At 33.9% G+C, this 21,896-nt stretch carries 23 protein-coding genes; 3 read left to right on the top strand and 20 right to left on the bottom strand.

The window, feature by feature from the left end:
- Positions 1 to 62: 62 nt before the first annotated feature.
- Positions 63 to 2,792: a preprotein translocase subunit SecA gene (gene secA / locus B9N53_RS07870; protein WP_094204445.1), complete on the bottom strand. Its 2,730-nt coding sequence runs from the start codon at positions 2,790 to 2,792 to the stop codon at positions 63 to 65.
- Positions 2,793 to 3,412: 620 nt separating this feature from the next.
- Between secA and B9N53_RS07875 the strand changes: the two genes are divergently transcribed.
- A complete protein-coding gene (locus B9N53_RS07875; protein ID WP_094204446.1) occupies positions 3,413 to 3,721 on the top strand; it encodes a type II toxin-antitoxin system RelB/DinJ family antitoxin in 309 nt (102 codons plus the stop codon).
- The gene (locus tag B9N53_RS07880; RefSeq protein ID WP_094204447.1) at positions 3,718 to 4,053 is read left to right on the top strand and encodes a type II toxin-antitoxin system RelE/ParE family toxin; all 336 of its coding nucleotides are present in this window, start codon (positions 3,718 to 3,720) and stop codon (positions 4,051 to 4,053) included. The genes B9N53_RS07875 and B9N53_RS07880 overlap by 4 nt, the downstream gene beginning before the upstream one ends.
- 288 nt (positions 4,054 to 4,341) lie before the next feature.
- On the opposite strand, the gene B9N53_RS07885 is transcribed toward B9N53_RS07880, so the two are convergent.
- The 12 genes from B9N53_RS07885 to B9N53_RS09615 all read right to left on the bottom strand — a co-directional run bounded on the left by B9N53_RS07885 (position 4,342) and on the right by B9N53_RS09615 (position 12,196).
- Positions 4,342 to 5,052, bottom strand: coding sequence for a transaldolase (locus B9N53_RS07885; RefSeq protein ID WP_094204448.1), 711 nt, complete (start codon positions 5,050 to 5,052; stop codon positions 4,342 to 4,344).
- 27 nt (positions 5,053 to 5,079) lie between these two features.
- A complete protein-coding gene (locus B9N53_RS07890; protein WP_094204449.1) occupies positions 5,080 to 6,438 on the bottom strand; it encodes a PTS ascorbate transporter subunit IIC in 1,359 nt (452 codons plus the stop codon).
- Positions 6,439 to 6,462: 24 nt separating this feature from the next.
- Positions 6,463 to 6,738, bottom strand: coding sequence for a PTS sugar transporter subunit IIB (locus tag B9N53_RS07895; RefSeq protein ID WP_094204450.1), 276 nt, complete (start codon positions 6,736 to 6,738; stop codon positions 6,463 to 6,465).
- Positions 6,731 to 7,201: a PTS sugar transporter subunit IIA gene (locus tag B9N53_RS07900; protein WP_094204451.1), complete on the bottom strand. Its 471-nt coding sequence runs from the start codon at positions 7,199 to 7,201 to the stop codon at positions 6,731 to 6,733. Before B9N53_RS07900 ends, B9N53_RS07895 begins: the two co-directional genes overlap by 8 nt.
- 107 nt (positions 7,202 to 7,308) lie before the next feature.
- Positions 7,309 to 8,265 carry an AEC family transporter gene (locus B9N53_RS07905; protein ID WP_275542215.1) on the bottom strand — a complete coding sequence of 319 codons (957 nt, stop codon included), beginning with the start codon at positions 8,263 to 8,265 and terminating at the stop codon, positions 7,309 to 7,311.
- Positions 8,266 to 8,762: 497 nt separating this feature from the next.
- On the bottom strand, positions 8,763 to 9,512 hold the full coding sequence (locus B9N53_RS07910) for an ABC transporter permease (RefSeq protein WP_158520793.1): 750 nt from the start codon (positions 9,510 to 9,512) through the stop codon (positions 8,763 to 8,765).
- On the bottom strand, positions 9,496 to 10,380 hold the full coding sequence (locus B9N53_RS07915; RefSeq protein ID WP_094204454.1) for an ABC transporter ATP-binding protein: 885 nt from the start codon (positions 10,378 to 10,380) through the stop codon (positions 9,496 to 9,498). Before B9N53_RS07915 ends, B9N53_RS07910 begins: the two co-directional genes overlap by 17 nt.
- Entirely contained in the window at positions 10,358 to 10,681 is a 324-nt protein-coding gene (locus tag B9N53_RS07920) for a hypothetical protein (protein WP_094204455.1), read from the bottom strand. Before B9N53_RS07920 ends, B9N53_RS07915 begins: the two co-directional genes overlap by 23 nt.
- Positions 10,632 to 11,048 carry an ABC transporter transmembrane domain-containing protein gene (locus B9N53_RS07925; protein WP_094204456.1) on the bottom strand — a complete coding sequence of 139 codons (417 nt, stop codon included), beginning with the start codon at positions 11,046 to 11,048 and terminating at the stop codon, positions 10,632 to 10,634. The genes B9N53_RS07920 and B9N53_RS07925 overlap by 50 nt, the downstream gene beginning before the upstream one ends.
- Positions 11,045 to 11,296: a hypothetical protein gene (locus B9N53_RS07930; protein WP_094204457.1), complete on the bottom strand. Its 252-nt coding sequence runs from the start codon at positions 11,294 to 11,296 to the stop codon at positions 11,045 to 11,047. The genes B9N53_RS07925 and B9N53_RS07930 overlap by 4 nt, the downstream gene beginning before the upstream one ends.
- Positions 11,280 to 11,723: a hypothetical protein gene (locus tag B9N53_RS07935; RefSeq protein WP_094204458.1), complete on the bottom strand. Its 444-nt coding sequence runs from the start codon at positions 11,721 to 11,723 to the stop codon at positions 11,280 to 11,282. The genes B9N53_RS07930 and B9N53_RS07935 overlap by 17 nt, the downstream gene beginning before the upstream one ends.
- An 8-nt stretch (positions 11,724 to 11,731) precedes the next feature.
- On the bottom strand, positions 11,732 to 12,196 hold the full coding sequence (locus B9N53_RS09615; protein WP_420485236.1) for a type II CAAX prenyl endopeptidase Rce1 family protein: 465 nt from the start codon (positions 12,194 to 12,196) through the stop codon (positions 11,732 to 11,734).
- Between B9N53_RS09615 and B9N53_RS09445 the strand changes: the two genes are divergently transcribed.
- Positions 12,132 to 12,332 (top strand): hypothetical protein, encoded by a 201-nt coding sequence (locus B9N53_RS09445; protein ID WP_158520795.1) that lies wholly within the window; start codon positions 12,132 to 12,134, stop codon positions 12,330 to 12,332. The genes B9N53_RS09615 and B9N53_RS09445 overlap by 65 nt on opposite strands.
- Before the next feature lie 175 nt (positions 12,333 to 12,507).
- Here B9N53_RS09445 and B9N53_RS07945 read toward each other — a convergent pair whose 3' ends face one another.
- The 7 genes from B9N53_RS07945 to B9N53_RS07975 all read right to left on the bottom strand — a co-directional run bounded on the left by B9N53_RS07945 (position 12,508) and on the right by B9N53_RS07975 (position 21,839).
- Positions 12,508 to 13,629, bottom strand: coding sequence for a GHKL domain-containing protein (locus B9N53_RS07945; protein ID WP_158520796.1), 1,122 nt, complete (start codon positions 13,627 to 13,629; stop codon positions 12,508 to 12,510).
- 155 nt (positions 13,630 to 13,784) lie between these two features.
- Complete coding sequence (locus tag B9N53_RS07950; protein ID WP_035109425.1) at positions 13,785 to 14,513, bottom strand: LytR/AlgR family response regulator transcription factor; 729 nt, start codon at positions 14,511 to 14,513, stop codon at positions 13,785 to 13,787.
- 599 nt (positions 14,514 to 15,112) lie between these two features.
- Positions 15,113 to 16,573 carry a flippase gene (locus B9N53_RS07955; RefSeq protein ID WP_094204461.1) on the bottom strand — a complete coding sequence of 487 codons (1,461 nt, stop codon included), beginning with the start codon at positions 16,571 to 16,573 and terminating at the stop codon, positions 15,113 to 15,115.
- A gap of 188 nt (positions 16,574 to 16,761) precedes the next feature.
- The gene (locus B9N53_RS07960) at positions 16,762 to 17,907 is read right to left on the bottom strand and encodes a double-cubane-cluster-containing anaerobic reductase (protein WP_094204462.1); all 1,146 of its coding nucleotides are present in this window, start codon (positions 17,905 to 17,907) and stop codon (positions 16,762 to 16,764) included.
- 638 nt (positions 17,908 to 18,545) lie between these two features.
- Positions 18,546 to 19,982 (bottom strand): UDP-N-acetylmuramoyl-L-alanyl-D-glutamate--2,6-diaminopimelate ligase, encoded by a 1,437-nt coding sequence (locus B9N53_RS07965; protein ID WP_094204463.1) that lies wholly within the window; start codon positions 19,980 to 19,982, stop codon positions 18,546 to 18,548.
- A gap of 110 nt (positions 19,983 to 20,092) precedes the next feature.
- The gene (locus B9N53_RS07970) at positions 20,093 to 20,953 is read right to left on the bottom strand and encodes a beta-carotene 15,15'-monooxygenase (protein ID WP_094204464.1); all 861 of its coding nucleotides are present in this window, start codon (positions 20,951 to 20,953) and stop codon (positions 20,093 to 20,095) included.
- Positions 20,954 to 20,984: 31 nt separating this feature from the next.
- Positions 20,985 to 21,839, bottom strand: coding sequence for a polyphosphate kinase 2 family protein (locus B9N53_RS07975; protein WP_094204465.1), 855 nt, complete (start codon positions 21,837 to 21,839; stop codon positions 20,985 to 20,987).
- Positions 21,840 to 21,896: the final 57 nt, after the last annotated feature.

Below are 21,896 nucleotides of genomic sequence, written 5' to 3' on the forward strand. Positions count from 1 at the left end.
TATTTTTTGAACAAAAAAGGAGGATTTCTCCTCCTTGATGTGTTTGTATTTGTTTTTATTTATTATCTGTTTTTACCACAGCAGTTTTTGTATTTCTTACCACTTCCGCATGGACATGGATCGTTTCTACCGATTTTCTTACCTTTTACTACTGGTTTGTTGATTTCTTCTTCACCACTTGATGCAGAAGTTTCGTGAGCTACTTGTTTTCTTTCGATTTCTTCAACTGGTTGAACGTTGAACATTCCTCTAACTGTGTCTTCTTTGATAGAGTGGTTCATATCTTCAAACATTTCGAAACCTTCGTTGTTGTAAGCTCTTACTGGGTCTTGTTGACCGAATGCTCTTAGACCGATACCTTGACGCAATTGATCCATCGCATCAATGTGATCCATCCATTTTCTATCTACAACCATAAGAAGAATTACACGTTCGATTTCTCTGAATTTTTCTTTGCCGATGGCTTCTTCTTTTTCTCCATAAACTTCCAATGCTTTTTGTGTTACATAATCTGTGAAAGTTTTCTTGTTGTAGCTGTTAAGTCTTGTAAGATCCAATGTTCCTTCTGGAATGAATGTATTCAAGTAAGTCATCAATGCTTCCATTTCCCAATTTTCTGATTTAGCATCTTGGCAATATGTGTCGATTGCGTTTGCAATGATGTCCTTAATCATAGCTACGATAGATTCGTGCATGTCTTCACCGTCAAGTACTTTATCCCTTTCAGTATAAATTACTTTACGTTGTGCATTCATAACGTCGTCATATTTCAATACGTTCTTTCTGATACCGAAGTTGTTAGATTCAACCTTTGTTTGCGCTCTTTCGATCGCTTTTGTGATTGTTCTGAATTCCATTGGTTCGTCTTCTGGGAATTTGCCAGATTCAGCGTATTTTTGGATAGTTTCTCCACCGAACAATCTCATTAAGTTGTCGCCTAATGATACGAAGAATCTTGATCTACCAGGGTCACCTTGACGACCAGAACGACCACGCAATTGGTTGTCGATACGACGTGATTCGTGACGTTCAGTACCGATAATGTATAATCCACCGACTTCAAGAACTTTCTTCTTATCTTCGTCTGTCATTTTTTTGTATTTTTTGTATAATTCGTTGTAAACATTTCTTGCTGCAACTAATTCTTCGTCTGTGCTTGGCAAGAATGAATCCAAACTTTCGATTACGTATTCTCCGTAACCTTGTTTTTTCATGTCGTGTTTTGCTAAGAAATCTGGGTTACCACCTAAAAGAATGTCGGTACCACGGCCGGCCATGTTTGTCGCGATAGTAACTTTGTCAAACATACCTGCTTGTGCTACGATTTCTGCTTCACGTTCGTGTTGCTTAGCGTTCAATACGTCGTGTTTGATTCCGTTTTTCTTCAACAATTTGGACAATTTTTCTGATACTTCAATTGAAATAGTACCAACTAGAATTGGTTGTCCAGTTTTGTGAATTTCTTTTATTTCTTCAACGATTGCGTTGAACTTAGCATTTTCGTTGATGTAAACTCTGTCTTGTTCGTCAACTCTGGCTACTGGTTTGTTAGTAGGGATTTCAACAACGTCCATCTTGTAGATTTCGTTGAATTCTGCTTCTTCAGTCTTGGCAGTACCAGTCATACCACTTAATTTGTTGTACATTCTGAAGTAGTTTTGGAATGTAACTGTTGCCAAAGTTTTGGATTCGCTCTTAACTTCAACACCTTCTTTTGCTTCGATAGCTTGATGAAGACCATCAGAATATCTTCTACCTTCCATGATACGACCAGTAAATTCATCGACGATAAGGATTTCGTCATCCTTTACTACATAATCAATGTCTCTTTTCATTGTATTGTTAGCCTTCAAAGCTTGGTTGATGTGGTGAGCCAATTCCATGTTGTTAGGATCAGACAAGTTTTCTACGCCGAAATATTCTTCAGCTTTTTTAGTACCAATTTCTGTAAGACTGGCAGTCTTTCTCTTTTCGTCAACCAAGAAATCAACAGTTTCATCCTTGAATTCACGATCGAAAATATCTGGCTTGTCTTCTTCTGGATCCATAATACGTCCAGTCAAACCATTAGCAAACATATTTGCTCTCATGTACATATCTGTAGATTCGTCGCCTTGACCAGAAATAATAAGTGGAGTTCTAGCTTCATCTATTAAGATAGAGTCAACTTCGTCCACGATTGCAAAGTTAAGGCCTCTTTGAACCTTGTCTTTTTTGTAAATAACCATGTTGTCACGCAAATAATCGAAACCGTATTGGTTATTAGTACCATAAGTAATATCACAAGCGTAGTTTTCACGTCTTTCATCATTGTCCAAACCATAAACGATAACGCCTACAGTTAATCCCAAAAATTCGTGAACCTTTCCCATCCATTCTTTATCTCTCTTTGCAAGATAATCATTGACAGTAACCACGTGAACGCCCTTTCCACTAAGCGCATTCAAATATGCAGGTAAAGTTGCAACCAAAGTCTTACCTTCACCAGTCTTCATTTCTGCAATTCTACCTTGGTGTAAAACAATACCACCGATTAATTGCACACGATATTGTTTCATACCTAAAACTCTGTAGCTGGCTTCTCTAACTACAGCAAATGCTTCTGGTAAAATATCGTCCAAAGTTTCGCCGTTTTTTAATCTTTCCTTGAATTCAACAGTTTTATGCTTTAATTCATCATCTGATAATTGTTGCATAGACTTATCATATGATTCAATTTTTTTAATAATTGGTTCTATCTTCTTTAGCTCTTTTTTATTAGCTGAGCCAAAAATAGATTCAAATACTCCCATATAAATCTCCTTACTTTAATATCTATAAATACTACCTTTTATTTTAACATTAAAACACATCATTTACAACAAAAACATCAACATTTAAAGGAAATCACTCATAAAATTTTCAAATAAATTACAGAGCATATAATTTTAGGTAAAATTCGCCCCCACTCCCCGTTTAAGTTAAAATGCACTCCGCAATCATCGGAAAATTTAAAGCAAACGATCGAGCTGAATATCCTCAATTTGTGTAAACAGTCAAGCCTTTTGCTAAGAATATAATACGGAGAAAATTTTCTTGATTTCAAATCGAAAAAATCCGCCAGAAATCGCACCGCTTGAGCGTAAGCGAGCTTGCGATTTCAGGATTTTGAGATTTAGAAATCACAAATTTTCGTAGTCCAGATATTCGTGCAAAATGCTTGAACTGTGATTTTTCGCGAATAAGATCATTAAATTTTCACCAAGATATTCTGCGAGATGTTTGCCGTAGCTTAAATATTCGTGCAAAATGCTTGATCTGTGTTGTGTCTGAATAAGATTATTAAGTTGGAAATATATATTATTTGTATTGCTGTTGTACGCACATTTTGATATAATAATATTATAAAAATATCAGAAAGGTGGTGCTTTATATGGCAGCAAAATCAGCAAATCTTTATGCTCGTATTGAACCGGAGGTAAAAGAAAAGGCAGAAAGTATTTTATCTGCACTTGGTATTCCTGCATCCAGTGCTATTAATATGTTTTATAAACAGATAATTCTTCAGAAAGGACTTCCTTTTGAAGTGAAACTGCCATCTTCTCGCCCTGTAGATATGTCCTTTTTATCAGAAACAGAACTGAACGAAGAGCTTGAGAAAGGATATGCGGATATCAAAGCAGGAAGAGCAAGAGAAGCAAGCGCAGTTTTTGCAGACATCCGTAAGGATTATAACCTATGATTTATGAAATCAAAATCACTTACCAAGCTGATAATGGTATTCGTAATATATATGAATATATTGCCTACGAATTGCAGTCACCTGAGAATGCCAATGGTCAGCTGGACAGAATTGAAAAGTGTATTATGAGTCTTTACGATATGCCAGAGCGCCATCGTTTTTATGATAGCGAACCGTGGAAAAGTCGTGGACTTCATATTGTTCCGGTAGATAATTATTGCATTCTATATATTGTAGATAATGATGATACAACAGTTTCCATCATGCGAGTGATGTATTTAGGTCGTGATATTGATGTTCAACTTAACAAATACACGAAATACGAGAAGTAGAGCAAAGTGGAATTTATGAGGTTGATGTAATGATTAGAAATTGCATTAACCGTTGTTTATAATATTTTCAAAATTTCTTGTTTCATTCTTAACTTTCTTTTTTTCTTACACATACTCCCGTACCATAGAAGATACGTCATGCCAATTGAAAGCTGTCATTATATAATTAATCAAATTAAAAAGGCTAAGAGCATCTCTGCTCTTAGCCTTTTAACTTGCCACCTAAAGACTGTCTAATTTAGTTTTAAATTCCTAATTCAACGAGCCTTTTGTAAGCCCTTGTATTTATTAAAGGATTGAAAATCCTAATTCTTTTGAGTCTTTGCAGAATGTTTTCACTGTGTCTAGTGAGTATTCGTTTAAGTCTTTTCCCATCAATGAAAGTTTCTTGATGATTGCAGGAGTGCATGTGATGATGTCTACTCCCAATTCATTTGCTTGGTAAATGTTGAACACTTCTCTTGGAGATGCCCATAACAATTCGCAACCTTTTTTAGTTTTGCAAATTTCCAAAGCTTCTTTCATGACTGGCATTGGATCAACGCCAGTGTCTGCAATTCTTCCAGCAAATACTGAAACAATGCTTGGAACATTTTCAGTCAAGTTGTCTACAACTTCTCTTACTTGATCCACTGTGAAGATTGCTGTTACGTTAAGTTTGATTCCTTTTGAACTAAGTTTTTTCAATAATGGAGCTGTTGATGTTCCATCGCTTGTAGTTACAGGAATTTTGACGTAAACATTGTCGCCTAGTGAAGAGATTTTATCTGCTTCTTTTTCCATTGTTTCCAAATCATCTGCGAATACTTCAAATGATACTGGATATTCTGTGATTTCTTCTAGAACTTTCTTGGCAAATTCAACGTAATCAGTGATTCCAGCTTTTTTCATCAATGATGGATTAGTTGTGAATCCTGTTACTTTTTTTGATGCCAATGATTCTAGCATATCTTCTAATACTGCACCGTCTGAGTAAATTTTTGTGTTAATTTTATTCATTTCAACCTCTTTCTTGTGTAGTTCAAATTATTGTTCGTTGTTGATTGCTGTGTCTTTCTTAGTGATTATTGAAGGAGCAATTAAAACTACTGCTAAAACAGCGATAATAATGTAAACTCCGACATTTCCCATAGCGTTACCGATTTTTCCTAATAAAATTCCCAAAACTCCGAAGTCAAAATCTCCGAATGTTGTATTGTTAAATCCTAATTGTCCCAAAACTGGAAGCAAGAATGCTGGAAGGAATGCTAAGAATAATCCGTTGATGAATGAACCTACCATAGCTCCTCTTCTACCACCAGTTGCGTTACCGTAAATACCAGCAGTTGCACCGCAGAAGAAGTGAGGAACAAGTCCAGGAATGATTAATACTCCACCTATAGCTCCCAAAATAAACATACCGATTAATCCACCGACAAAACTACATGCAAATCCTAAAATAACTGCCGTTGGTGCGTATGGGAAAAATACTGCACAGTCAACTGCAGGAACAGAGTTTGGAATTAATTTCGTAGCGATACCTTCGAATGCAGGAATCAAGTCTGCCAAAATCATTCTAACACCGGCATACACGATTGCTACACCAACTGCAAAGTTTAACGCAGAGATGATTGCAAACAAATATGGGTTTTGTCCGTTAGACATTTTTCCAACGAAATCTGGACCAGCTTTGATACTTGCGATTAGATAGAACACTATCATTGTCAACGCTGTTGAAATTGTTGTGTTTCTCAAGAAACCCCATTTTTCTGGAATTTCGATATCTTCAGTTGATTTGGAATCTTTTCCAACTAATGAACCGATGAACGCCGACAAATAATATCCCAATGAGCCAAAGTGACCAAGAGCTATCTCATCTCCATCAGTAGCCTTCAAAGTGTATTTTTGTCCGATTGCTGGAGAGATTGAACTCCAAGCTCCTAATATAAATCCACCAGCCAATACCAAAGCGACGCCCTTAAATCCGATTGCACCTAAAGTTGCTGACAATAGACAAGCCATGAAGAAGCTGTGATGACCAGTTAAGAAAATATATTTGTATCTTGTAAATCTTGCTATTAATAAGTTAAAAATAAGTCCTACTAACAAAATTGACATTGTTTCTACGCCCAAAACTTTTTGCGCAACAGATGTGATAGCTTCGTTATTAGGAACAACACCTGTGATGTTGAATCCGTGTTGAATCATTTGACTCAATGGATCCAAGTTAGTCGTGATGACATTTGCACCTGCAGCCAACATTAAATATCCTAAGATTGGACCTAATGTACCAGTCATTACCTTGTGAGCTGGTTTTTTAAGAGCGATAAGACCTACCATCGCGATAAGACCCATCAAAAACGCAGGTTCAGATAAAATATCCTTTAATACGTTTAAAAATCCCATAAATTCCTCCTAAATTTTTAAATTTTATTTGAATTCTTCTAATACAGGAACCAAATCTTCTTCGATTTTTTTCTTGTTAGTGTAGCTTTTAACGATAGCTACTTTTTGATCATCTGAGAAAATTGATTTGAATTCCTTAACAGTTACGAAAAGATCAGCGCCTTTTCCTACAGCTGCGTTAGAATCACAAGATTCAACGTTCGCTTCAATTCCCATTTCCTTGCAAATAGTTTCAACCTTCATTTTCAAAAGAAGACTACTTCCAATTCCATTACCACATACAGTAACAATATTAATCATTATTTCCCTCCTCTAATTTTTTGTTAATAATATCCAACATTTCGTCCTCAGATTTTGCGTCGATAAGCTCATCTGTGATTTCGTCCGAATCCAAAAGCACTGCCAATTGTTGAAGTGCTACAATGTGTGATGAAGAATCCACCGCTGCCAAACAGAACAAAATTCTTACCCAGTTGTCCTCATCCTCTTCCTCGTTTCTAAAATTCACAGGCTCATTTAATTTTGTCAAACTAATCGCCATTTTGTCTACATTGCCGTTTGGTCTTGCATGAGGAACTGCAACATTCGGAGCAAGTACAATGTAAGGTCCAGCATCCTCAACGCTTTTTATCATGTCAGCAACATATTGTTCGTTAATGTAACCATTGTCCAACAAACTTTTTGCCGCAATTCTGATTGCATCCTCCCAATCATTTGCATAATCTTCAATTCTTATCAATTCTTTTTTTATTAAATCGCTCAAACTATCACCTCTCTACAAAAAAATATTGGTTAACAAAAGTATTGTTAACCTTATTTTACCATATTTTCACATCGGAACATATAAGCACTTCAAAAAATTTTGCCAATTTAAAGGAATAAACTGCCAATCGAAATTATCACCGGCAAAGTCACCACTGAAAATATCGTCGATAAACACAAAGCCCTAGAAGGAAAATCCGTAGATTTGTCAAACATCAAACAGAAAAGCACACTCACTCCTGCAATCGGAGCTGACGCCATCGCCAACGTTGCAATCTTTGCATCTGTTTTCATCGGAATAACGAACAAAATCGCGATATAAATCAACGGAAACAAAATATTTCTGATAAAAGAAACTTCCCACGCCATTTTATCCCTATGAAAAGGCTCAGTAATACTCACGAAATTTGCACCGATAATTATCATGCTAAGAGGAGTATTCATACTAGCCAAATAAAAAACGGGTTTTGTCACAACATTCGGCATTTTATAAATAACACCGAAGAAGAACAAAACAAATCCCAAAACAGAAGAAATAATACAAGGATTTTTCACAACTTTGTTCCATTGAATCTTGCCATTTCCATTCATCTCGTACAGACCAATTCCATGACTCCACAACAAAATATTGAACACTGCCAAATAAGGAATTGCAAAAAAAGTACCATCAGCACCAAACAATGCTTCAATCAAAGGAATCCCCATGAAACCACAATTGCTGTATACAGATGCGAATTTGTATGTACTTAAGTTTTCGTTTTTGGAAAATCTATCAAATTTGAATAAAAAATGAGAAATCAAAATAGATGAACCCATCAAAACCACCGCAGCAAAGGCAGTCATTGTAAAATTGTTCAAAAGCACTGGCGTAACGGGTCTATTAAACGCGTTGATAATAACACTTGAACCCACAACATACATTACAAACCCAGTCATCTCTCTGATAGTTTCTCTACTGAAAAACCCCGTTTTCGCAAAAATGTAGCCCATCGACATGAACACAAACATAATCAAAATCTGCTGCAACGTAACTAAAAAAATAAAAAACCACTCCTTAATACTCAATTATTTTATTATACCATCATTGTGAAAATTTTCTAGTAGTAGTTTAGGGAGTTTATGCGTGAAATGAGGGATTGATTGTAGTAGGTAGTTTCATAAAAAAAGAAAGCAGAAAACCAGTTTGCACGAATATCTAGACTACGAACGAATAAAACCACAAAAACTCGTAAATCGCTCATCTGTCTACAAAAATTGATAAATTCTAATCTCGAAATCCTAAAATTTGAAGCACGCTTCGCTTACGCGGTCAAATTTTGGACGGATTTCTTCGATTGAATTTAAAACAATTTTTTTCGAATGATTCGCTCCTTTACGATGTTTTTTGTTTTGTAATATCAAATTTCTTGTAAAGATTAGTTTTCTGCTTTTGTTTTCTGAAGTCACCTCTTACTACACACCCCTGCTCCGATCAAAAAAACAACATCACTCATGAAAAAATCCATCGCATAAATCTTTAAATAAAATTTAATGCAATGGATTGCTGTGTTGTTAATTATTTACTATAAATCTTTCTGTCTAAATTTTCGAACAGAAACATAAATTATTAAACTTATACATACTGCGAATACGACTAATTGAATCATTATAGTTTCTGGGTTTATGACATTATCTGATTTTAAATTAAAATATCCTATGATAAACTTATCTATTGTTTTCGCTCTGGTTAATAGCGATGTAACAACATATAATCCCATCGAACTTAATGTTCCGACTATCGCTCCTTTATCGATGGAAACTAACATCGCCGAGATTACCATAAAATAAACTTCTAAAAACCCAAACAATATCTGAACTAAAATGTCGAAGTTATCTTTAGTAAACAAATTGCCACTTACAGCATAATTTGTCCCCTTCACAAAAATTAAATAAGCTAAAACATTGAATGCTATATTCGTGATGAAATAAAAAAGAGTCATGCAAATCATAGATATAAATTTCCCGCAGATAAGTTTTTTTCTGTCTGCTACAGGAGCTACTTCCAGAATGATTTGACCTTTTTGAATTTCATCTCCTAATATTTTCGATCCAGAATACATCAAAATTATCATTGGAACTCCCAATATGAAGTACAATTGCCATATTGAAAATACGTATCTGCATATGTCAAATTGACCTTTAAAAGCCACAAAACTCCATCCAAATTTAACACCAGCTCCATACAATATCGAAACAAGATTCAATAATAAAATCAACAAGAAAGCCTTACTCTTTTTCAGCTTCAATAATTCTGCTTTAACTATTTTTTTCATTTTCCACCCCATCAAATAACTTGTTTATAGAATCCGATTCAATTAAAATGTCCTTTATCTCAATATTTTTATCCGCCAATAACTTAAAGGTTTTGTTTAGTTGATTTTTATCACTTACAAGTATTTTGTTGTCTTTTAAGACAATGTTCTTGTCGTTTATTTCTAAGTTTGGTGTTTTGTTTGAAATTTCTATTACATACATTTTTTCTTTGTTTAAGTTGTGATTTCTTATTTTTTTGTTTTCTAAGAATAAAAACCTATCACACAATTCGTCTATTTCCTTCATTTGATGCGAAGAAATCAGAAGTGCAATCTCTTCTTTTTCAACAATCTCCTTAATAAATTTCTTAACTCCATTTATACCATTCGGATCAAGTCCCACAAAGGGCTCATCTAATATAAGTAACTTCACATCTCCAAGTAGCGCCAAAGTTAGACTTAGTCTTTGTTTCATCCCAAACGAATAATCAGACACCTTTTTCTTGACACCTTTTAGCCCCACAAGTTCCAATAAATAGTTGGCTCTATCCCAGGTTTCTTTTTCGTTTTTCAAATTTCTGTAAAGAATTTGAATTTGAATATTTTCCTCTGCTGTTAAATTCTCATAAAGTCTTGTGTCGACTAAAAATCCTATCTTACTCATTAATTCATGTTTATTGCTATAAGATTGATCGTTTAAAAATTTTATCTCGCCACTATCTTTAAAAATAAATCCCAATATCGTCTTCATCAAAGTTGTTTTTCCTGCTCCATTTGCTCCTACTAAACCCACAATCTCTTTAGGTTTAAGAGTAAAATTCACATCATCCAAAATCAACACATCTTTGTAAGACTTACTTAAATTATTAATCTCTAAAATATTTTCCATATAATTCTCCAAAATTCCTATAAAAATAACCCTTCTTTTCCAATAATTCTTCCAAGTTTCCGTTTTCTACAATCTCTCCATCATCCATACAGATTATTTCATCTGCTTTAACTAAATTATGATAATTAATCTTATGAGTAACCATGACGATTGTTTTGTCTTCCAAATCAAAAATCCTATCCTCTAAAATTTTCGAACTAGTAGAATCAAGAGACGAGTTCAATTCATCTAATAGAATTACATCTGTATCGTTAAGAATCGCTCTTGCAAGTCCAATTTTCTTCCTTTCGCCACCTGACAAAGTATCCTTTAAGTTTGAATTCTGTTGTAGATTCTCCTATTGGACCCATCATGATATTTATGATTTGTGTTATCGCAATAAGGCCACCTACTGTTAATTTCCCATTTATTACAAAATATCCTCCAAGAGAAAATGAGATGGCTATTATGATGTAGTTGCCTAGACCAATTATCTGTGAATAAAGTCCTAAGCTAGTGTTGAACAAGTATAATGACCTTTCTAATTCTTCCAAAGACGTATCAAATTGTTTTAGAATTTTTGATTCTATTCCATAAGTATGTATTAAATCCATTGATTCAAAAACATCCTTAATCTTTTCCAGAAATTTATCTTTATTTTTTGAATACTTCGCGCTTAATTCATCTATGTTATGTGTATGTAAGCATTTTTAGCATTGACACCTTTTGTAAACTCATTAACTTTTTTAATGGATTCATTTTCTACTAAAAACTCATACAAATCTTCATTGACATTTTTATCTTGTAAAATTTCCAGATATTCTTCATAAGTTTTATCATCAAGCCCTAATACAGCTGAATTTGCTGTATTAATCAGAAGATTTGCTCCGTTAAATTTTTCTGTTTTAACATTAGGATTTTTATAAATATCTTTCACCTGCTTTTTCTTTTATTTTTAAAAATATTACTATTAAAGAAAATACCAAGAAGAAATTAATCAAACCTGTTATAAGTACCGACTGACTGCTTACAGAGTTAATTTGTATTGAAGAATTGTTAGATAAACTCTGAGAATTTCTAGCTATAGCTGTAAAATCCAAATTGATCAATTTTATAAAAATAAAATAACAAACTGAATATACAAGGGCAAAAATTCCAGACCCTATCATTCTTATTTTATCTTTTTGAATTTTTAAAATATTTATAAGTGAACAGCCCATTATTGATGAAACCAACGCAGGTAAAATAGCTCCAAAAACTAAAAACGTCACAACATTTAATGAATTTACAGTAGTTGATACCTTTACAGCCAAAAAGCTCAACGCTACTAAAGATATTACTAAAACTACAATATTTTTTTTCATAAATCCTCCTAAACAATCATTACTAATAAATTGTAGATTGCGTGTATGACAATAGGTAAACTTAAACTTTTTGTTTTGACATAAATTCCCGATAATCCAAGCGCCAAAGGTAGTCTGATTACTAAGTTTGTTACAAAATCTTCGTTATTATGAATGATAAATGCGAAAACAATACTTGATATAATACAAGAAATAATGATACTCATTTTTTTAGATAACAGACTAATTAAAAGATGCCTGTATATGTACTCCTCGCCTGTGGCAACAATTAGATAATGTACTATCCAAAAACCCACAAATGTCATATCAAGTTTCGATCTAAATATTAAAAGATAGACGGCTATAAAAGATATAAAAATTACACTAGAAGTTTTTAAATACCTGAATACATCCAGATTATCTTCAATATTGAGAAATTTTAATAATAATTTTGGAAGTATAATAAATGAAATCACAGTTGGTACTGTCAACATTAAAAACGGATTAGATACTTTTACGAACGATAAAAGAATTATAAGCGTTAACAGTGATAACAAATTTATGACTACCAATGACATCGCTATTACTAAGGGATTTCTCTCATTTACATTTAAAAAACTAAAATCATAATTTCTGCGTTTTTTTATCTCCATACACCTCACCTCTACTTTCAAATTGATTATACAATGGATTTTTAATTGGATTTTCAAAATGTATTAAATAGCCTAAAAAGTTGTATTAAAAAACGAGCATCAAAAATTAGTTTTTAATCTAATTTTCAATACTCGTTTAATTCTTCGATTTTTTATGAAGATTTTGGTTTTTGCAGTTTACAAGGTACAATAATCAAAACCTTAAAAGAGCCATCTTCATATTTAAAATTATAAAATCCTTTTAATTTTTCTAAACGCAACTTTATACTTTTTATCCCAACTCCAAATCTATCCGATTTTGAAGACTTTATAAAGTCTTTCGAGAAATCTTCCTCAAGTTTTTCAGAAGGATTTTCAGTATACACATATATTTTTTCATCTCGATATATCAGTTTTATTATAATCGGAGAGTCGACATCTCCAAGTCGTTCAACCGCCTCAATAGCATTGTCAATTAAATTTCCTATTATTGCAGACAAATCTATCGAGATTTCCTTGATATTTAAGTCCTTTGGGATTTGAAGTGATATTTTATGTTTTATATTTAGTTGTTCCATTTTTTGAATTTTCATGCTTAATAGATAGTCAATCTCTGTCAATCCACTAAGATAAGTTGGATTGTCCAGTTTTTGTCCGACTATATTTTCAATTTGAGCTATTGCAAGATTAGTGTCACCACTTTTGATATTCATATCAACCTGAAGCAAAGTGTTTTTTAAATCATGTTTTAATCTCCTAAAATTCGCTTCATTTTCTATCTCTCTTTTTAGGATTTTGTTTTGTTCATCTACAACTTGATATTTAGACAGAATCAAATTCTTTTCTTTGATTTTCCTGTGAAAAAAAACATAACAAAAATCCGAAAGAATCGCAACGAATATTAAAACAATACTTATTTTATAAGAATAATCTCCTAGTACCATGAGCATTACAAGGTTACAAAGAAATACAATAGTAAGAATCAAATATTCAGTATTGTCTAAGTCAAAATTTTCGTAACTGCCATCTTTTATGAATTTTATGTACACATAAAACAATATCAAAAAAGCTAAATACAAAATTATGTAATAAAAAGAAAAATCTATGCCAAAAAAATCCTTGTATATGCTTGAATACGAAAAGCTTAGTCCAACAACTTCGTATAAAGTGAAATTACAGATAAAACTGATGACATAAAATACTTTCTTGTAAGCTGTCCCATCAAAAAACATAAATGAGATAGCCAGATTTGCGACAGTTAAAAACGACAATTTAAGAAAAGTAGAATTTCCCATAAATTTATCCAGAAGTATGATAATAAAAAAGCTGAAGAAAAGAATACTGTTTTTCCTTATATTGATAAAATATTCATTAAAAAAAACATAAGAAATTGTCGTTTGCAAAAGCACGATAACTAAAAATGTAACCAGAACTTTAATAGCTGTGATACTCATATTCCGACCTCTTTAGAAATAAAACTAGAATACAAATCAATGACACTTTTCTTTCTGTTTTTACTAATTGGTAATATTGAACCATCTATCATTATTACCTCATGAGCGTTTAAAATCTTGACTCTTTTTAAGTTGATAATGGTTCCGCTGTTTATTTTAACAAAACTTAAAGGATTGAGTTCTTTTTCTATATTCTTGATTTTTCCATAAAATACTTCGTCATCTAATTCATTGTTAGTTTTCACCCTTAATTTTCTCCCCGATTCCGAGAATATAGATATTATAGACGAACTATCTATTTGAATGTGATCCTTGCCTTTTTTAAAAAATACATAACTATTGGAATTATTTATGTATTCAATAGCATCATAAAAAGCTCTGGCAAACTTTTTCGTATCAATAGGCTTTAACAAATATCGAAAAGGTCTAACTTCAAAAGATTCCAAGGTATAAGTTTCGTAACTTGTAACATAAATTATCAAAACTTGTTCGGAGAGCTTTCTGAGTTCTCTAGCCGTTTGAATTCCATTAAGTCCTGGCATTTCAACATCTATAAATAAAATAGATGGAAAATCTTTCACATCTATCAATCTAAGTAGTTCTTCACCACTTAAATAAGCATCTATATCAGGTTTAAAATTATCTAATTTTTGAGATAAATCATATATCATATCTTCTATTAAATTTATATGTTTAAGATCATCATCACAGATAGCTATATTCATTGTGCCTCCTAACATAAGTTTTTTATGTACTCAATTTACACTCTTGATTCATTGTTATTCTTTTTTTATTATATAAAATTCAATTTTCAAATTCAACACAAACTTTGTCATTATAATCTCATTTTGTTACATTGTTCAGACAAAAGATCGAGTTACGAGTTTTTGTGGTTTTTTTCGTTCGTATCGGTGTCTATTTTTGTATGTCCCTGTAAAGTGTAAATGTCCTGCGTTTTGTTGCAATGAATAAATCAGATTATCAGTTTTGCTAAGAATATCATACGGAGAAAATAATCATAAATTCAAGCGAAGTGAACCGTTAAAAAATTGTGCTGTTTGAGTGCGTAGCACGAGTTCACAATTTTAGGTTCACAAGCTTAGAGTTTATTTATTTTCGTAGTCTAGATGTTCGTGCAAACTGGTTTTCTGATTCGTAAATTTTGAAACTGCCTACGACAATTTTGGTAGACAGATGAGCGATTTACGAGTTTTTGTGGTTTTTTCGTTCGTATCCGTGTCTATTTTTGCGTGTCCCTGTAAAGTGTAAATGTCCTGCGACTTTGTCACAATCAAAAAAGAGCATCACGTGATGCTCTCATAATTTATTTCACTAATTTTTTGAGTGGTGTTTTCTTCAATGTTTCGATAAATACTTCATTTTTGCCGAAGAACAATATCAATGTGTAGCCGATGACGCTGATGAAGAATACAGCCAATAAGTTAAGTGTGTAATTCGTGATAAATTTTGTGATTACAATTTTTGTCAAAAGTATCCACAACGCACCTGCGACTGCGAATTTCGCTGTGTAGAATAATTTGTCCATTTCAAAGTAGAATTTTGCTTCTTTGAATTCAAATAAGCACACAAGAACTACTACTAATTCGGAGAGCGCCGTAGTCATTGCTGCACCATTTTGTTGCCAAAGTGGTATAAAAACTAGATTTAACCCTACATTTACGAACGCTGATATCGTCGTCGCTTTCAAGTTCAACGCTTCTTTCCCCAATGGAACGTTCATACACGTTGTGATTACACCACCAGTTATTGCGAAAAATACTGACACTGCTAGAATTTGCAACGAAAGTGTCGCCGCAATAAATTTTTCCCCAGAGAGAATGTATACGATGTTTTTAGATAATACTCCAAGTCCCATGCACATTGGTATCATTAATAATAGCAAAAAACTTGAGATTTCTGTTAACAAATGTCTGAATTCTGTTTTATCATCTAATGTCGCTGCCTTGGAAAGCCTTGGAATTGTAACCATGTAAATCGCACCTAGCATTTGCTTTACAACGGAATATACCTTTACGCTTACTGCATATAGTCCTGTGTAAAAATCTCCAGAAATCCAGCCAAGCATTGTCATGTCTGCGCTGACATACACCAAAACTGCGATGCTGTTTGAAAAGAAAAGCATGATAGGCTTCAAGTGTCTTTTCAGATTTAGTTTGAGAGTTGGTTTCAAGCTTACATATCTTCTTACATGTAACATATTTGAAACACACACCAAACCATTTACGAAAACCGTAAGTCCAGCGTATTTTAAGTAATCGTCTTTGGTTTTTACTACGAAAAATAATAAAATTACACCAATAGTTTGAATTATGATACTTCTGATTGTAATGTACAAATAATCCTCGTGGATTGCGTTGACCCATTCAACTCCAAGCGTGGCGAAGATTATGCTCAAACTTTGAATGAAAACAAGCGTTGCATAGTCGTGCATTTTCACAGAAACTACACAGAATACAGCCAAACAAATGTAAGAAATCAACGTAGACAACAAGTTGATGGAGAAAACTTCCCTCGAAAATTGATTGAGTTTTGTTCTATTTTCTCTGTATTTGGAACCCTCTCTGACTGCGTAATTGGTAATTCCAAGCGATGCAATCAGCATGAATATTTTAATAATTGAATCCCCGTAACTGACCTTTCCCATGTTTGCTACTTGCAAAATTCTCGTAGCGTAAGGAAAAGTTATCAACGGGTACACAACGCTCAGCCCAACTTTGATTAAATTAAGCATCGCGTTTAATTTAAGTGATTTTTGCTTTGCCAAGTTTTTCCTCTCCTATGTGCAAAATTTATACTTACTATATTGTATCACACCTAGCTAGATAGATTATTACAACATTTCAAAATTTCCAACAAAAAAATAACCGTCACTTCAAAACAATGACGATTATTTCCCAGGTAATACCCGTATGGACTTTGCTGAAACTATTATATCACATTTTTCAAAAAATGTTATAACATTTCAATAAAAGCTCCAATTCTTGTATTTAATTGTCCGATATCTGATTTTGAATAATCAGTTTCTACAGCGATGTATGGAACATTCTTCTTATCGTTGCAGAATCTCTTAATTGACAAACCTTCAACTTGGTAAGGAGTACAAGCTTGTAAATGCATGTCGATAACTCCGTCAACCTTGTATTCGTCGATTAATTTGTCCAACAATTTAAGTCTGTTTTCGTTTGGACTCACACAAGCGCAACCGATGTTCATGTATTTTCTAGCAATCGCATCAATCATATCTGGATTGTCTACATCTACATTTTCATCAATAGCCTTAGCGCCGCCACAGTTTTCGTAGCTAACCACAACTGCACCGTTGTTTTCAACAGCTTCGATAACTTTTTCAGTAGCACCACCAATAGGACAGCCAGTAATCAAAATTCTTGGCTTGCCATTGATGTGCTTGTGTTCAGACATAACCCTAGCTTTTAATTCTTCAAGCATTTGTGGAATTTGTTCCTTATCGAAATCAAATTGCACACCATTTAAAACATGCCACAATTCTCCACCTGTGATTGGCAAATCATCAGCCTTCATTATAGAATAGAAGTCCTTTACAGCTGATCTCTCAGCGTTTTTCACTTCAATTCCATGTCTCAATTTTTCTTCAGTGATTTCAACGCCGAATAAATCTTCGATAGTCTTAATCATCTTTCTGATTTCTTCTTTCCACAAAATAAGACCTTGCTCAGTGTTCTTGTTTGGAAGTTCCATCACGTGAACTGGCTTGAATTCTCCCAAATATTCGTACATCTTCTTCTTGCCATCGCAAGTAGTCTCTCCGACAACCAAATCAGAAAAATAGAAGAACGGACACTTGTCAGTCAACGCAAAACCATAAGAAGATTTGATAAGTGGGCATAAGTTTTTAGGCAAATCCCTCTCAGCATCTTGAATAGTTTCGTCACTTGTAGCACACAAACTAACACAAGTAGCACCAGCTGCAACAGCTAACTCTTGTGGAAAAAACGTACAAAAAATTCCTATAACAGGAATATCCTTATCCTTTATTTCTTTTACCTTCAAAAAAGCATTTTGACGACTTTCTGCAAAATCGTTAAAAACTTCTGGTAATTCCTTCTTTAAATCAACCATCTAATCACCTCGTAACAAATAATATCATTTAATCGCCAATATATCAAAATGATAATCGTTATTTATAGATTTTCTCTATAAATGACCTCCCTTCCCTCTCTCACATGGATGATTTGGGGAAATGAAAACAGGTTTTTGTTTGAAGTAAAATAGACAAACCGATACGGTTAGAATATCATACGGAAAAAATTGTTTTAAATTCAAGCGAAGTGAATCGTTAAGAAATCGCACTGTCTGAGCGTTAGCGAGTTTGCGATTTTAGATTCACAAGCTTAGAGTTTATTTATTTTCGTAGTTTAGATATTCGCGCAAATTGGTTTTCTGCTTCATATCTCCTTGTCAAGCGTAAATGTCCTGCGTTCTTGTTGCAATGAAAAAAGCAAAAAACCAGTTTTGCTAAGAATATCATACGGAGAAAATAATCATAAAATCAAGCGAAGTGAACCGTTAAAAAATTGTGCTGTTTGAGTGCGTAGCACGAGTTCACAATTTTAGGTTCACAAGCTTAGAGTTTATTTATTTTCGTAGTCTAGATATTCGTGCAAATTGGTTTTCTGCTTAGCAATTTTTGAAACTGTCTACGACAATTCGGTGTCTATTTTTGCTTTTATTGAAGATATGTTCGTATCTTTACTTCTTTATTTATCCTTCAATTCATCCAACACTTCGTTGACTGTTTCCTTTTCAGAATAAGGTGTCTTTTCATTTCCTTTGAGTTTGATGAAGTTTTCTTGTCCTTTTCCCAAAAGTAGAACAAAATCTCCCTCATTTGCCATTTCTATCGCATGTTTAATGGCAGATTTTCTGTCTTTGATTCTGATGGACTCACCGTTTTCTTCCTCAATTCCGCTTATGATGTCATCTGCAATGTTTTCGTATGTGTCAAATTTCGGATCATCAGTCGTAACCACCGAGAACACGTTGTTTTCCGCAGAAATCTTGCCAACTTCGTGTCTGATTTCGCTCGTTCTGTCGCCACTCATTCCATAAACTGCGATTTTTCGTTTGTCGTTTGGCACAGATTTGTAAATATTTTCGAACGCTTTTGGAGTGTGTGCAAAATCAATCACAATATTTATTCCCATATCATTCTTTACGAATTCAAATCGCGCCTCAACGCCTGTAAAACTTTCCAAAGCTTTGGCAATATCTTCCAATTCGTATCCCAATAAATTCACCGCAGCAATCGCAGCCACCGCATTGTAAACATCAAACAGCGCAAATCTGTTCAGTACGAATTTCACGTTTTTGATTTCAAAATGCATCTTGCCATCAATCAATTCGATATTTTCTGCCCTAAAATCGGATTCATTTTCAAGTGAGAATGTGTATGCGTCTTCAAATCGTGCCTTCGCTTTCCTTCCGTATTCATCATCTACGTTTGCGATTTTTTTCTTGGCGTTTTCGAACAAAATCATCTTAGCATCGAAATAATTCTCCATGTTTTTGTGAAAATCCATGTGTTCCATCGATAAATTGTTAAACACAGCCACATCGAAATCAATCCCTTCTAGTCTGTGCAAATACAATCCGTGGCTGGAACATTCCACAACAGCGTTGTCGATTTTTTTGTCCACCGAAAGCTTCAAAATCTTGTCGATTTCTGAGATTTCTGGAGTCGTGTTTGGCGTTTCGTATTTTTCTCCAGCGATAAAAGTTCCGTTCGTGCCAATGTTTGTGCATGGTGAGTCCAAATTCTCCAAGATATGACTAATCATAGAAGATGTCGTCGTTTTGCCATTTGTCCCAGTTACTCCTATCACGCGAAGCTTCTTCGATGGAAAATCACACACCACATTTGAGATTTGTGCGAGAGCAACCCTTGCATCGTCGACTTTGATGTAGTTGATGCCGTCATTTTGTGTTACATCTTTTGTAACTACAATAGTGTTTGCTCCGTTTTCAATCGCCTTGTCGATAAATCGGTGTCCATCAAATTCCATCCCAGAAATCGCCACGAACACCCCACCTTTTTCGATTTTTCTGGAGTCATTCGTCACATTTGTAATCTCATCGTCGTTGTTTTTCGTATAATCTATATAATCAATTTTATTTATAATATCAGTTAAGTTCATTTATTTTCCCCTTTGGTTTTCATTTATATATTATTATATAACATCGACCTACATATTTAAAAACAAAAACTGACCACCCAGCCTAGCCAAGTGATCAGTCTACAAATTTTCTATTTCATAACAGCTACTGCGATTGCTATTGCTGCGATTCCAATGATAAGTCCAAACACAAGTCCTGCGACAATACTTACTATCGCTGATTTCACACCAACGGCAAGCATTCTTTCATCAGAAATTCTGTCGTAGAATACTGATGAGTAAAGGATAACTCCAATTATCATGCCGACGATTGATGGAATGAACGTTGTTGGAAGTGCCATCAATAAAATATTAATCAACGCTTCACAAGCTACATACACTCCAAGTCTTGCATCTCTTTCTACAGGATTTGGAACTGGTGACATATCTTTTTTTGTGAAATGGAATATAATTCTACACACTGCATAGTAGAAAAACATTGATACAACAGCAGTTATTATACTGAAAGCTGTCAAACTCAATCCAGTTTTTGTTACTTGTTCCAATTGTTGTGCTTGTTCTGGGTGAAGCTTGTATTGCACGATTGATGCAATATATGTGAACACTCCATACAACAAGAACAATATTACAAACGCACCCTTTTTATTGAATTTTTCAATAAGTCCATGTAACATAGAGAAAATCTTTTGGCAGAAACCAGCATAACCAGAACTTTCCCTTTGAGTGTAGTCTTCGATGTATTCTTCTTCGTCGTCTTGTCCTTCAAAGAAAAAACTGTCGTCTGCTTTTTCGTAATGATCGTGTTCTTCATTCATATTAGAATAATTATCTTCTTGTGAATCTTCGAAATAATTGCTATTCCTGTCGGAATAACTTTCCTTATCTTCTCTAAATCCGCCTCTTACATTTTCCTTTTCGCTAAAATAATTCCCGTCATTAGTGTATTCGCTGTCGTCATTTTCAAAACCTTTGTAATCTCTATCGTCTGACATAATCTCCTCCTATTTATTTCTGCTATTCTTTTTAGTCCTCTTCGTCTTGTTCCAACAAAACTTTCTTCCATTTTTCAAGTTGCGATTCTTCTTCCTTGGAAAGTTTCGGCGTTTGAGGATCCAATTTTTCGAACAAATCCAACATAACCTCACTCACAACTAATCTTGTGTACCACTTGTTGTCAGCAGGAACCACATACCATGGTGCATAATCTGTCGAAGTGTGCTCCAACATATCTTCGTAAGCCTTGTGATAATCGTCCCAGTTTTCTCTTTCCAAAATATCACTTGCTGCAAACTTCCAATGTTTATCGTCCAAGTTAATCCTATCCAATAGTCTCTCTTTTTGTTCGTCCTTGGAAACATGCAAGAAAAACTTCACAACCTTGATACCATTATTGTCCAAATATTTTTCGAACGCATTGATATCTTCGAATCTTTTATTCCAAAAATCGTCGTCGTTTTTCTTATTAACCAAATTGTGAACTCTCGTTACCAAAACATCTTCGTAGTGTGATCTGTTGAAAATCCCAACCTCTCCATACGCAGGAGTAGCCTTCGTAATTCTCCACAAATAATCGTGATCCAATTCTTCAGTTGAAGGTTGCTTGAAGCTTGTAACCTTGCATCCAGCAGGATTAAGCGCTGTGAACACTTTTTTCACCAAACTGTCCTTACCAGCAGCATCCATCGCTTGAAGCACAACCAAAATTCCTCTCTTGTTTTCAGCGTATAATTTTTCTTGAAATTCAAACATCTTTTCCAAATTTTGTGGAAGAATTTCTTCCTTCACTTCTTGCTTAGAATAAGAATCGTCTTTTCTTGTGCTAAATTTTTCCAAATCAACTTTTTTGTTAGGTTTTACCCTGTATTTTTTAATATCCATAACTTACTTCCTTTTTAATATCGTTACTATATATTTATCCAAATCGGGTAAAAATAA

Source organism: Finegoldia magna, assembly GCF_002243175.1.
GTDB lineage: Bacteria > Bacillota > Clostridia > Tissierellales > Peptoniphilaceae > Finegoldia > Finegoldia magna_J.